Below are 13,909 nucleotides of genomic sequence, written 5' to 3'. Positions count from 1 at the left end.
AACTGCCATGATAATGTCCTCTCGAAAAAGCAAAAATTAGTTATATCTAATAATAAGATTAAACGTTATTTATTTCTTAAATAATCTCTTTCTAAATACGAACATACTTAGGGTGGAAAGAACAAGTGTTATTCCAGAAAGTAAAGTCGATGTGCTAGCTTCACCGCCTGTTGATGGTAAAGATTTCTTGCCTTCCTCTGACTTATTAGTATGTTGTTTATTTAATGTGTCTGCTTTTCTTCCCTCTTTTTCAACAACTTGATTATTCTCTTTTGGCTCTTGATCCAATCCTGTTGCTGATTCTTTTACTTCTTCAACTTCTTTCGTTGGCTCTTTTACTTCTTCTTTTGTTTCTTCAACTTCTTTTACCGGCTCTTTCACTTCTTCTTTTGTTTCTTCAACTTCTTTTACCGGTTCTTTCACTTCTTCTTTTGTTTCTTCAACTTCTTTTACCGGTTCTTTCACTTCTTCTTTTGTTTCTTCAACTTCTTTTACCGGTTCTTTCACTTCTTCTTTTGTTTCTTCAACTTCTTTTGTTGGTTCTTTTACTTCTTCTTTCGCTTCTTCAACTTCTTTCGTTGGTTCTTTTACTTCTTCTTTCGCTTCTTCAACTTCTTTCGTTGGTTCTTTTACTTCTTCTTTCGGTATTAATTTTTCTACTATATTCTGCATGACAATGCCACTATATAATATGCCAGTCTCATAATGATCTGCATCTAAATCAAATTCATATATTTTTTCTCCTAAAGTATTCCAAATGATTCCCTCATCAGTAAGCGTTCCACCTTCACTCTTTAGTGTAATCTTTTCAATTGGCTCTCCTTCTAAATTATATACAGGAATTGTCACTTCTTTATTTATTTCTGCAGCATCCAAAATGACCTTTTGCCTTCTAACATCAATTGTTCCCCACTGACCTAATTGTATTAACGGCCTTACATCACGAATCTCATTTTCAGCTAATTTTAAACTAAGTAAGTCTAACATTGAGCCAAGAACCGTTACATCTTTAATACGATTATCTGTAAGATTTAACCATTGTAAATTTTTCAATGAAGATAACGGTGTTACATCTTCAATTTGATTATGAGATACATTTACATCGTTCAATTGTTTCAAGTTTGAGATGAACTCAATATTTTTCAGGCCTACTCCTTCTAAAGTGAGGTTTTCTAAGTTCGTCATGTACTCTAAACCGGTTATATCTTTTATCTCTTTTTCTTTTTCTTTAAGTATCTCTAATTTTTTAATCTGTAATAAATCTTCTTTTGTGATAGGAGTGTTTAAATTCTCTCTACCTAAATTCTCTTTATTAATATGTTGTTGTAAAGTTTTATCAAGAATCAAATTTTCACTTTCTTTTTGTTTTTCAACTATATTCTGTACGACCATCCCATTAAACCTTATTTTACTTTCAGCAGGATTCGTATCTAGTTTAAATTCATATATTTTTTCTCCAGGACTATTCCATTTTATAAATCCGTTACTCAGCGTAGCCCCTTCATTTTTCAATTTAATATTTTGAAGTGGCTCTCCTTTAAAATTGTATACTGGAATTTTTATTTCTTCATCTACGCTTGCTTCATCTAAAAAGATTTTTTGTCTTTGAATATCTATTGAAGTTCGCTTACCCAATTCCTCAACAGACTTTATGTCAGAAATTTCATTCGCTCCAAGATTTACCTCATGTAAATTTGTTAAATTACTCAGTGGCGATATATCAGAGATATAATTCTCTTCTAAATTCAATACTTGTATTTTTACTAATTTAGATAATGATGATATATCTTTTATTTCACTATCAGCAATTTCTAGTTCAATAAGATTACTCATTTTACTAATAGGCTCAACATCACTAATTTTATTATTTCCTATCCATAGTAGTTTCACATTCTTTAACTTCTCAATACCCGAAAGATTACTAATTTGATTATTTGCTAAGTATACTTCTTCTAACGATAACACTGTAAATAATGGTGTAAGATCCTTTATATTATTACCAATTAAATCTAATATTTTAATCTTTTTCATTTGACTTAACGGTGTAAGATCTGCAATTTTGTTATCTCTTAAAAAGAGCATGTCAAGATTCTCTAGCTTAGAAACGGGTTGAATACTTTCAATTGGATTAGAGGATAAATCTAAATATTTCAAATGTCTCAATCCCGAGATAACAGATATGTCTGTTACATTAGACTCTCTTAATGTCAACTTCTCTAAGTTTGTCATATATTCTAAACCAGCTATTTCATTTATCCCCTCACCTGAGTATATGGATAATATTTTAATTTGTAATAAATCTTCCTTCGTTATAGGTTCATTTATATTTTTTCTCTCTAAATTATATTTATTAATATGCTGTTGTAATTTCTTATCAACTATTACATTTGCATTTTCATCTTGTTGATCCACTTTATCCTCTTTATTTTCTTTTTGCTTTTCTGGAACATTATTTTCTAAATTTAAAGCATTTACTTCAAACTGCACTTGATATTTATTATCATAGGCCATTGTCGGAATATAAATATGCATTTGCATATTATATCTTTTTCCTAATTCTCCTACTTCAAACTGAATCACTTTCGTTCCATTTTTCTTTTTATCTTCTGATATTACTTTTACATCATGAAACACACCAGGAGTATGAATATCTTCTGTTTTCAAGTATTTGAAGAAATCACTATCACTTAACGTTGCCGTTACAATTTTCTTTCCATTCTCAATCGTTAATTTAGGATTCTTTATATAAACAGTTGCCATAGACTCCTCATTCGTTTTATCTTTATATGCTTTCATAACAGCATCATATGTACCATCTTCTAAAGAATATCCCTTTTTATTAGCCTCAATTGCTACCGCTGCTAAAGCAGGTGTTGAATACGCAGCAAACGGTAGCGCTAAAGCTGCCGCCACTAACATCGCATTTATATGTTTTCTTTTATTTTTTTTCAACTTTACATCTCCTCCGAAATATATAAATCTAAATGTAATCATATCTCGAATAAATGATAATGATTTTCATTATCATTGTCAACTAAAAAAATAAAAAGTTAACAAAAAAATAACCCCTTTTTAAGGGGGTTATGCCATTTTTTCTCCGGATTCTTCTTTAAAAAAGCTCTTCATCGCATGGAATACGTCTGCTTTTTGCTTTAAAATATAATATCTAAAATTCTCATCTTTAATATTTTTATAGGCTGACATGAGGGTACTATGGCGGTTGTACTGGTTCACTTCCCCATATCCAAACATATTACACTTCTTCATTAACTCTTCAACAAGTTTTACACATCTAGCATTATCTGATGTTAAATTATCACCGTCTGAAAAATGGAATGGATAAATATTATAGCGGTCTGGTGAGTATTTATTATCAATTAGCTCGAGTGCTTTTTTGTATACAGAAGAACAGATCGTTCCGCCACTTTCTCCTTTTGAGAAAAACTCTTCCTCTGTAACGACTTTCGCCTCCGTATGATGAGCAATAAACTCAATATCTACCGTTTCATACTTCGTTCGTAGAAATCTTGTCATCCAGAAAAAGAAGCTACGTGCCATATATTTCTCCCATATTCCCATCGATCCACTCGTATCCATCATCGCTAATACAACAGCTTTTGAATCTGGCTTTAATACTTCATTCCAAGTACGGAACTTTAAATCTTCTTGGTGAATCGGATGAAAAGAGGCTTTACCACGCATCGCATTTCGTTTATATGCGGATATCATCGTTCGTTTCTTATCGATATTTCCCCATAATCCAGTCTTTCTAATGTCATTAAATTCAACATGTTCAATCCGGTTTTCATCTATTTCTTTTCTCTTTAAATTAGGCAGCTCTAATTCTTTGAAAAACGCTTGCTCTAATTCTAGAATAGAGACTTCAGCTTCATAATAATCTTCTCCAGCCGTATCCCCTGCTCCTTGCCCTTTTCCTGGTCCTTTTTGCTTTTGACCACCTGATCCATCTCTCGCAACGACATCACCAACTTTGCTGTCACCATTTCCTTGCCCAACGTGTTTGTTTTTATCATAATTGTACCTAATCTTATATTCATCTAAAGAACGAATCGGTATTTTTACAACATCCTTACCATTAGACATAACTATGCTTTCTTCTGTTACAAGATCGGGTAAATTATTCTTAATTGCCTCTTGTACTTTTTCTTGATGGCGTTGTTGGTCGTCATATCCTTTGCGATGGAGGGACCAGTTTTCCTGTGAAATCGTATAATTTGGTTGGTTTTCTTCACCCATTTCTTTCCCTCCTTACTGTAATTGTCTTCCCCTATGAACAGTAAGCTAGAAATTTTGTTTTATACTGTGCAAGCTAGAATGAAAGATAACTGCCCATCGAAATTCATCCCATAAACATATATAACGTTTTTCATATAATACTCCGAGCATCCTAAACAAAATTTTGCCACTCACATACTAGAAAGAAATATTCAGCCGTTGATAAGAAAGAAACACAATGCATAGTTGCACACATTTACACTTTGCAACATATTGTATTGTGTTGGCTTTTTTCGTATGAATGGTTGGTTACTCTATCATATGCATATTGTAAAAATAATTGACAATAAATTCATGAAATTGCATCTTAATTTATTACATTTGGACAAGGTATGACACTTTACACATATAAATGGATAATAAAACGCTGTCCCGCAAAATACAAGAGACAGCGTTTTGTTATCAAACTATCGGTTTAGCAGACTACCTACATAGCGTAATAATTCATTCGCAGATGAGGAATTATAGCCGTGCTCATCAATTAAGCGTGCAACAACATCATTGATTTTCTTAAGCTGATTTTCGTCTGGCGTTTTCGTTGATGTTGTAATTTTCACTATATCTTTTAAATCAGCAAATAGTTTTTTCTGAATCGCTTCACGAAGACGTTCATGTGAATTATAATCAAAGCGTTTTCCTTTACGCGCATAAGCAGAAATGCGAATTAAAATTTCTTCACGGAATGCTTTCTTAGCATTTTCTGAAATTCCAATTTGCTCTTCAATTGAGCGCATTAGCTTTTCATCTGGACTCATTTCTTCACCTGTTAATGGATCACGTAATTTCGATTTATTGCAATATGCTTCAACGTTATCTAAGTAATTATCCATAAGTGTCTTCGCTGATTCTTCATATGAATACACGAATGCTTTTTGTACTTCTTTCTTCGCAATTTCATCATATTCTTTTCTCGCTAATGAGATGAAATTCATATAACGCTCTCGATCTTCATTACTAATTGACGGATGCTGATCCAACCCGTCTTTGAGCGATCTAAGTACATCTAATGCGTTAATAGATGGTACCTCTTTTCGAATAATTGTAGAGGAAATTCGATTAATAACATAACGAGGATCAATACCTCTCATACCTTCATCTTGATATTCACGTTGCAGCTCCTCTACATCAATCGCATTATAACCTTCTACCGTTTCTCCATCATATAAACGCATCTTTTTAATTAAATCAATATCCGGACGCTTCGGATCTTTTAAACGCGTTAAAATCGTAAACATTGCTGCAACGCGAAGTGTGTGCGGTGCAATATGCACATTGGATACATCACTTTCACGAATCATTTTTTCATAAATATGTTCTTCTTCACTAACTCGTAAATTGTATGGAACTGGCATTACAATAATTCTTGAGTGCAATGCTTCATTTTTCTTGTTTGCTATGAAGGAACGATACTCCGTTTCATTCGTATGCGCTACAATTAATTCATCTGCTGAAATAAGCGCAAATCTTCCCGCTTTGAAATTCCCTTCTTGCGTAAGCGATAATAAATGCCATAAAAACTTCTCGTCGCATTTTAGCATCTCTTGGAATTCCATCATCCCACGGTTTGCCTTATTCAATTCTCCATCGAAGCGATACGCTCGTGGATCTGATTCTGAACCATATTCTGCGATTGTTGAAAAGTCCAGACTACCTGTTAAATCGGCGATATCTTGTGATTTAGGATCAGACGGGCTAAATGTACCAATCCCTGTACGGCGATCTTCCGAGAAGAAAATACGCTCTACAACTACATCCTCAATTCTTGAACCATATTCTTGCTCTAGACGCATTACGTTTAGTGGCGATAAATTCCCTTCAATTCTAACTCCATACTCACCAAAGAAATCATCCCGTAAATGATGCGGAATTAAATGAAGTGGATCTTCATGCATTGGGCAGCCTTTAATTGCAAAAATTGCTCCTCGATCTGTTCGTGAATATGTTTCTAATCCTCGTTTCAACATCGTAACTAATGTTGATTTCCCTCCACTAACAGGACCCATTAATAATAAAATACGTTTTCTAACATCTAATCGTTTTGCAGATGGATGAAAATATTCCTCCACAAGACGTTCTAAAGCATCCTCTAATCCAAATAGCTGATTACTAAAGAAGTTATACTTTCTTCTACCATCTACTTCTTCGATTCCAGCATCTTTTATCATATTGTAAATGCGAGAGTGTGCTGTTTGAGCCACCCATGGTCTTTCCTTCACAAGCTCCAAATACTCCGCAAACGTACCTTCCCATTGTAACCGTTCTTCTGCTGCTCGATGCTGTTCAATCTTTTTTAGAATATCCATTATAGCTCCTCCCCCATCTCCTTGTTCAATCGGATTATTATAAAAGGTATGCTAGGATGTCCTTAAACATTCTTTAAATCAAAATGAAATATACAGTATTGCTATAAAATTCTCTCCAAAATTCAAAGAAAATTCTGTATAATATAGGTATTAAAGTTTTTACACCTCTATTCATTTTAAATAAATTCTTTTCTTCCAAGAACCTTACATACATTTTGATTCATATTTAAGATTCGTAAACTGAAAAATAGGAGGGATATTAGTATGAAATTATTATTAATTTTAGGTGTATCACTCACATTTCTTACAGCTATTTTCACATCTGGTTACAATGATAAACCCGGTACACATAAAAAGTGATGTGCTTCTTAGCACATCACTTTTTTTATCAATCATTTATAATACACATTTTCCACATCATATTTTGATAAAGGTCGGCTATAATAATAACCTTGCACAAACTTCACATTCTTTTCCTTCAAAAATTGTATTTGTTCCGCTTTTTCTACACCTTCTGCAATTACATTCAATTCCAAAGTATGAGCCAAATGAATAATTGCAGCTGTAATATTCGTATCACGTTCATCCACATGTATACCTTCCATAAAAGAACGATCGATTTTCAACGTATCAATTGGATACGTTTTTAAATAACTTAAAGATGAATATCCCGTCCCAAAATCATCTAAATGAATCTTTAAATTTTGTTCTTTTAATTGTAGCAATACTCTTTTTGATATGTCTTTATGCATAAGGGCCCCTTCTGTAACCTCTATCGCTAATAGATGAGCTGGTACATTGTACTTATGTAAAGCCCGTGTAATCATCTCTATTAATGTAATCGAGCGAAAGTGCCTGGCTGAAATATTAACTGCAATCGGGACAACTTCATATCCTTTATTTAACCATTCACTTATTTGCCGACACACTTCATTTACTACCCATTCATCAAGCTTAATAATAAATCCTGTTCTTTCTGCTAGCGGAATAAATTGATTGGGAGAGACAAATCCCAATTCTTTATTCTCCCACCTTATTAAAGCTTCCATACTCGCTATTTTTTTCGTTTCAATATTCATTTGTGGCTGATAATACAAGCAGAATTCATTTTTTTCTATAGCCCGATGCAATTGGTTTTCTATTATAAATCTTTGTTCACGCTCACAATCTAATCCACTGCAATAAAACTGATAATGCCCTTTTCCTTTTTCTTTTGCTTTTTCCAAAGCAGCATCAACTCTTTGGAATAATATTTTTTCATCCTCTCCATCTGTTGGAGCCATTACAATTCCGATTGACGCACTTAAATAGACGTCCTCTTCTTCGATTACAAAATGTTCACTAATCTTTTTTAGTATTCTTTTTGCAACTATCTCTACACGTTCTTTCGTTATATTTTCTATTAACATAACAAATTGATCATCGTGTTCTCTAAATAAGTGCATACCGTCTATTTGAAAACTGCTTAAACATTCTGTAACTTTTTGTAATACTTTATCTCCTTCTTTATGACCAAAAGTATCATTAATAAGGTGAAATTCATCTAAATCTATAAAAACAAGCGCAAACTCTGTATTATCATTAAAAAAAACATTTAACTTATTTGCACATGAAATTCTATTCATTAATCCCGTTAATTGGTCATAATAAGCTAAATATTCTGTTCGCATTTCATTCAATACTTGTCTTGTAACATCCCTCGTAACAATATATACCCCAACAATTTCGGCGTTCACAATAATCGGAATAGTTCTCAAAGAAATATAGAGCTCGTACCCTTCTTTATGAACATATTTCTTTGAAACAATTTGTTTTGCCCTTCCTTGCAGGGCTCCTTTAAATATAATTTGAAAATCTTTTTCATATTCTTTATTAATAAATTCAAAAATAAATTTATTATGTAATTCTTCATATCGATATCCAAATATTTCATACGTTGCTGGATTTGCATATGTAATTCTACCTATAGAATCCATAGATATAATGGAGTCATTATTATATTCTAATAACGACTTAAACAACATTTGTTTTTCCTCTATCTCTGCCTTTTCCTCAATCTGAGCTGTGATATCCCTCGTAATACAAATAATAAACTGACATACTCCTTCTTCGTCGAATACAGGATTAAGTGAAGATTCATAATGTAACTCACCCTTTGGTAAACTAACTACATCACAAAAGGTATGTGCTTTCGCTTCGCTCGCTACTTTTGCATATTGCACTTGTAATATTTCCGCCGTATCTTCTGATAATACTTCAGCAAACGTTTTTCCATAACATTCTTCGCTTAGCTTCGCATAATCCATACCTATCTTATTTACATAAATATATTTAAAGGTTTCCTCATCCATAACTTTCACAATAAATACTAAATCTTGAATAGCATGTAATAGTCCTCTTCTTATTAAATCCATATCTATCATACTTAAAAAGGTATTTTGATTATTATATTGTTCCTTCATATTTATCTCAACCCGTCTAATCTATTTTTATTCATATATCCCATTCTATATGAATATGTACCCTTTTTTAAATGTATGATTACATATTATTTTTATTTTTAGAAAAAAAGTCGCCATATGGCGACTTTTAATAAACAATTTCTAAATCTAATCCCGGATAATTTTGTTGACGGAATGCTTCATAAATTAAAATAGCTGCTGTATTAGATAAATTTAATGAGCGCACTTTATCAGTCATTGGAATACGTAAACAATGATCGAAATTTTCTTCGATTACATTAGCTGGTAAGCCGTTTGTTTCTCTTCCAAATACAAAATAGTAATCCTTCTCACGTTTGCTATAATCAAACGCTGTATGAGCTTTCTCGCCATACTTTGTTAAATAGAAGAATTCACCGTCTTTATTTTTCTCATAAAATTCTTCAATTGAATCATAATACGTAACTTTCACGTGCTGCCAATAATCTAATCCTGCACGCTTTAACATTTTATCATCCGTTGAAAATCCAAGCGGTCTAATCAAATGTAATTCTGTTCCAGTTGCTGCACAAGTACGAGCAATATTCCCTGTATTTGCTGGAATTTCTGGTTGATATAAAACAACATGTACTCCCACGCGATATTCACCTCTGTTTTTTGTCTACTACGTATTATACCACTTGAGCGAAAAATCTCTACCCATTAATAATGTGAAAGAATTTATATTTCATTTGTGGTGTATATTTACTAGAATCTTCATAGTTCCAATAACGCCGACGGCTATTTGCTGAATGTGCATTCACAAGTGGCATACCATCTGCGTCTTTGGCTACTACAATCGTCGTATGATTCCACCTACCATCATCCTCGAAATCATAAGCAATGACATCACCAAGAATAAGGTCCTCTGGTCTTTCTACTGCTTCTGCTCGAAGCCCAGTTGTAGCACCTGACAAATACCAATAAAAAGAGTGTGCGACAGCCCAGCTCCAACTCCACTGATTCTCCCTTTGCCACCATCCTTTACGAATATTAGGATATCCATTCATTGGTACTTCTCCAGTATGAAGACATTGAGAAATAAAATTCGTACAATTATCAGGGAAATTACGATATACAGGATTTCGATCATCCCACCAACGCTCTGCATATTTAACTGCCTCTAAACGGTTGTACTGATAGGAACCGTACTTCTCTTTTGTAACTTCCCTTTCTAACGTCTCACTCATTCCAACTGCTTCTGGCACTTCAATAGCATAATCACCTATTACCCGGCTATTATTTAAACAAACTCTTCGTTTTAGTTGTTCCTCTTCGATATAAAATAATTCTTTATGCTTAATTAAATATTTAAAATGTATTTGATAATCAATTTCTTGATGATTGCTATTATTTAATTGTCTCATGAAAGAAACATCCGCAGTTGCTTTCACTATCTCTGCATTACGCTTTTGAAACAATTGTTTCTTTCTCTGTGCTACTTGTAATAAATCTTCAGCAATACCATCTACATTTGTTCGTTTCTCTGTTACATATGCTAAAAATTGTTGTACTTGCTTTTCAATATTTATTTTTACAACCATTTCGTCTCCCTCCCATATTACAATATGAAAAAGGGAGATATTATCTACTCTTTTTTCTGAGCTAACAATTCAAGGCCGCGATTCATTTCATGAAGAACCTCTTCATCTTTCTCACGTTGCATCGCTTTTTCAATAGCTTCGCCCACGCCATCTCCACCAATTTTCCCAAGTGCCCATGCTGCTGTTCCGCGAAGTACCGGTCTTGGATCGTCTTTCATAACACCAATTAAATCAGGAATTGCTGATGCCTCTTTAAAATGCGCAAGTGCCAAAATTGCATTTCGTTGCAACGGCTTTTTACCTCTCCATGAACCAGACATAATTCCATATTTCTCTTTAAAATCACGATTACTAATTGTTAAAAGTGGTGTTAATAAGGGCTTAACTAACTCAGGATCTGGTTCCATCTCAGGGTGGTTATGAAAATCCATTCCTTTATTTTTCGGACAAACAGTCTGACACGTATCACATCCATAAATACGATTACCTATTTTTTCGCGATATTCTTCCGGTAGGAACCCTTTCGTCTGTGTTAAAAATGCAATACATTTCTTCGAGTCTAACTGTCCTCCTTGTATTAAAGCACCTGTAGGACAAATATCAATACATTTTGTACAACTTCCACATTGATCTTCTATTGGCTGGTCTGGTGGGAACGGAACGTTTGTAATGATTTCTCCTAAATATACATACGAACCAAATTCAGGTGTAATAATAGCGCAATTCTTACCGCTCCATCCAATGCCGGCACGCTCCGAAACAGCTCGATCACTTAATTCACCCGTATCAACCATTGACTTAACTTCTATCTCGGGAAGTTTTTCGATTAAGTATGCTTCTAATTTTTGCAAACGATCTCGTAAAACAAGATGATAATCTTGTCCCCAAGAGGCACGACAAAAAATCCCCCGGCGTTCTCCACGCTTACTTAATGGTGCATTTTTTAATTTTGAAGGATACGCTAATGCAATCGCAATAATTGATTTTGCACCAGGTAGTAGAAGCTGTGGGTTCGTTCTTTTTTCTATATCAGACTCTTCAAATCCCGATTGATAATTTAATTGTTGTTGCTGGATTAACCTCTGCTTTAATTCCTCAAATGGTGAAGCACTAGCAAAGCCTATTTTATCTATACCAATTGTTTTACTATACGCAATGACATCTTGCTTTAATTGTTCAAAATCCATTCTTAATCGCCTCCTCAGATGAATCCATCTCTTATGTAACGACTATATTGGTTAGCAATTCACTTTTGGAATACTATTCTTTACTTTTATTTTCGCATACAATTATGCTTTTCAAACATTAAAAAACGCAATGCCTCGTTTATCTTAGAAACGAAACACTGCGTTGATAACAATTTATAGAAAAACATTTAATAAAATTTGGAGCGGGTGAAGAGAATCGAACTCTCGACCAGAGCTTGGAAGGCTCTTGTTTTACCACTAAACTACACCCGCAAATATGAAATAAATATAAGATATTAGAATAACTTATGTAAGGTAGTATAGCATGTAAAAAAAACGGAAGCAAGAATTTTATCGAAAAAAGTCGAAAAAGTGATGAGTAGCTCATCACTTTTTCAATTCTTTATCAATCGCCTTCTTCATACTATCGAAATCAGGGTTTGCAAGATTTCCGTTTATGTATACTGAAGGAGCACCTTGAACTTTTAATTTTTGAGCACGATCTGAATCTTTACGTACTTTTTCTTTTATTTCTTTACTGTGTAAATCTTTCTTAAATTGTTCTACATCAACTTTCGGAAGCTTCTCTTTCACAATGTTAAGAAGTAATTCTTCTGTAATCCATTCTTCCGTATCTTTCTTTTGACTTTGATAAATCTCATCATAGAAAGTCCAGAATGAATCTTGATCTTGTTTATAAATTGCCTCACCAGCTGCTGCGCCTAAATCAGAGTCTTTTCCGATGAACGGGAAGTTAATAAAATATAACTGCACTTTACCTTTATCAATATACTCTTCTTTTAATCGTGGTAATACTGTTACATCCCAAGTACGACACGCAGGACATTTGAAGTCTCCAAATTCAACTACCTTAACTGGTGCATCATCTTTCCCTAAAGATTGTTGTGTGGAATAAGCAAACATCTCATTCCCTTTATCTTTTTTGTCATTTATGATGCTATACGCAATTGTTCCGATTACAATCAATACTGCGATAGAAAAAACTACACCAAGAGCCATGAGTTTATTTGATTTCATATACATTCCTCTTTAAATTCATATTCTGTATACAGCATTGTACACACTACACATAATATCAACACTTATATACGTCACGCAATGAACACGCTCACATAAATTACAAAAATACAATAATTGTGACGATATTGTGTCACAATTTGTCACAATTTATTCAAAAAAAAGAAGCTCCTATGTAGGAACTTCACTTAGCTTACTGCTTTTTCACGTGCATTATTTAACATCGACTGCTCTGTTTTTATATCATGACGAATTACTAATTTCTCACTAACTGCTTGCACATACTCATCATGATTGATATAGCCTTCCTTCTCCATCAATCTCAAAACGACATTTCGTCTCTCTACGGCCTTATCATAATTTTGTGCAGGTGAGTAATAAGCAGGTGCTTTTACTACAGCAGCCATCATTGCACTTTCAGCCAGCGTTAATTGGTCCACCTTTTTACCGAAGTAAAGGTTTGCCGCTTTTTCAATTCCCCATGCTCCTTCTCCGTAATAAATATTACTTACATACAATTTTAAAATTTCATCCTTCGTAAATGTACGTTCAATTTTTTTCGTATAGAAAATCTCTTTCCACTTACGAGAAAATGTACGTTCATTCGTTAAAAAAGCATTTTTGGATAACTGCTGTGTAATTGTGCTTCCGCCTTGCACAACACCACCAGCCTTTATATTCTCAACAGACGCTCTGACAATCGCTATATAATCTAAACCGTTATGATGATAAAACCTTTTATCTTCTGTCGCAATAAATGCATGTGTTAATGATTCGGGCACCTCTAACTTAGCCGGTACATGTAATTTACTAATATCACTTTGCTCGATCATTACATTTCCAACGAATAATAATGTACAACTTAACAATAATAATAAAATAATGGCTTTATAAAAGAATTTAGTCATTGGATTTAATGCAACTTTTTGATGATAGTTCACCCTAGATAATACTCGTTCTTTCATCTTGAACACCTCTTTTCCACACAGCATATAACTCTTACTTTAAGAATACCTTGTTGTAAAAAAACATCCCATCGATTTCTCTTACACATACCTTAC

General features: G+C 33.5%; 9 protein-coding genes and 1 tRNA gene. All 10 read right to left on the bottom strand.

The features are described from left to right. Positions 1–69: 69 nt before the first annotated feature. A complete protein-coding gene (locus NHG49_RS03130) occupies positions 70–2,952 on the bottom strand; it encodes a leucine-rich repeat domain-containing protein (protein WP_258125549.1) in 2,883 nt (960 codons plus the stop codon). A gap of 129 nt (positions 2,953–3,081) precedes the next feature. Continuing rightward, on the bottom strand, positions 3,082–4,257 hold the full coding sequence (gene yhbH / locus NHG49_RS03125) for a sporulation protein YhbH (protein ID WP_064477157.1): 1,176 nt from the start codon (positions 4,255–4,257) through the stop codon (positions 3,082–3,084). A 446-nt stretch (positions 4,258–4,703) separates the two neighbouring features. Continuing rightward, positions 4,704–6,599 (bottom strand): PrkA family serine protein kinase, encoded by a 1,896-nt coding sequence (locus NHG49_RS03120; RefSeq protein ID WP_000353275.1) that lies wholly within the window; start codon positions 6,597–6,599, stop codon positions 4,704–4,706. A 392-nt stretch (positions 6,600–6,991) separates the two neighbouring features. Then, positions 6,992–9,061: a sensor domain-containing protein gene (locus tag NHG49_RS03115; RefSeq protein ID WP_098103511.1), complete on the bottom strand. Its 2,070-nt coding sequence runs from the start codon at positions 9,059–9,061 to the stop codon at positions 6,992–6,994. Positions 9,062–9,188: 127 nt separating this feature from the next. Then, positions 9,189–9,677 (bottom strand): tRNA (uridine(34)/cytosine(34)/5-carboxymethylaminomethyluridine(34)-2'-O)-methyltransferase TrmL, encoded by a 489-nt coding sequence (gene trmL, locus NHG49_RS03110; RefSeq protein ID WP_000538149.1) that lies wholly within the window; start codon positions 9,675–9,677, stop codon positions 9,189–9,191. A gap of 58 nt (positions 9,678–9,735) precedes the next feature. Further along, positions 9,736–10,623, bottom strand: a complete 888-nt coding sequence (locus NHG49_RS03105; RefSeq protein WP_064477159.1) for an amidase domain-containing protein — start codon at positions 10,621–10,623, stop codon at positions 9,736–9,738. A gap of 44 nt (positions 10,624–10,667) precedes the next feature. Further along, complete coding sequence (gene queG / locus NHG49_RS03100) at positions 10,668–11,810, bottom strand: tRNA epoxyqueuosine(34) reductase QueG (protein WP_064477160.1); 1,143 nt, start codon at positions 11,808–11,810, stop codon at positions 10,668–10,670. Between the two features lie 199 nt (positions 11,811–12,009). Then, a tRNA-Gly gene (locus tag NHG49_RS03095) sits at positions 12,010–12,083 on the bottom strand. Between the two features lie 114 nt (positions 12,084–12,197). Next, positions 12,198–12,848: a DsbA family protein gene (locus NHG49_RS03090; protein WP_064477161.1), complete on the bottom strand. Its 651-nt coding sequence runs from the start codon at positions 12,846–12,848 to the stop codon at positions 12,198–12,200. Between the two features lie 188 nt (positions 12,849–13,036). Next, positions 13,037–13,813 (bottom strand): transglycosylase domain-containing protein, encoded by a 777-nt coding sequence (locus NHG49_RS03085; RefSeq protein ID WP_000664702.1) that lies wholly within the window; start codon positions 13,811–13,813, stop codon positions 13,037–13,039. Positions 13,814–13,909: the final 96 nt, after the last annotated feature.

This window comes from Bacillus sp. IBL03825 (assembly GCF_024712505.1).
In the GTDB taxonomy this organism is placed as follows: Bacteria; Bacillota; Bacilli; order Bacillales; family Bacillaceae_G; genus Bacillus_A; species Bacillus_A wiedmannii.
Note: the sequence above shows the minus strand (reverse complement) of the source record. Positions and strands in the feature narration are given on the sequence as shown.

Coding starts and splice junctions, on each gene's coding strand:
- NHG49_RS03090 (WP_064477161.1), bottom strand. CDS start 12,848: ATGAAATCAAATAAACTCATGGCTCTTGGTGTAGTTTTTTCTATCGCA.
- NHG49_RS03115 (WP_098103511.1), bottom strand. CDS start 9,061: ATGAAGGAACAATATAATAATCAAAATACCTTTTTAAGTATGATAGAT.
- NHG49_RS03085 (WP_000664702.1), bottom strand. CDS start 13,813: ATGAAAGAACGAGTATTATCTAGGGTGAACTATCATCAAAAAGTTGCA.
- queG (WP_064477160.1), bottom strand. CDS start 11,810: ATGGATTTTGAACAATTAAAGCAAGATGTCATTGCGTATAGTAAAACA.
- NHG49_RS03120 (WP_000353275.1), bottom strand. CDS start 6,599: ATGGATATTCTAAAAAAGATTGAACAGCATCGAGCAGCAGAAGAACGG.
- yhbH (WP_064477157.1), bottom strand. CDS start 4,257: ATGGGTGAAGAAAACCAACCAAATTATACGATTTCACAGGAAAACTGG.
- NHG49_RS03105 (WP_064477159.1), bottom strand. CDS start 10,623: ATGGTTGTAAAAATAAATATTGAAAAGCAAGTACAACAATTTTTAGCA.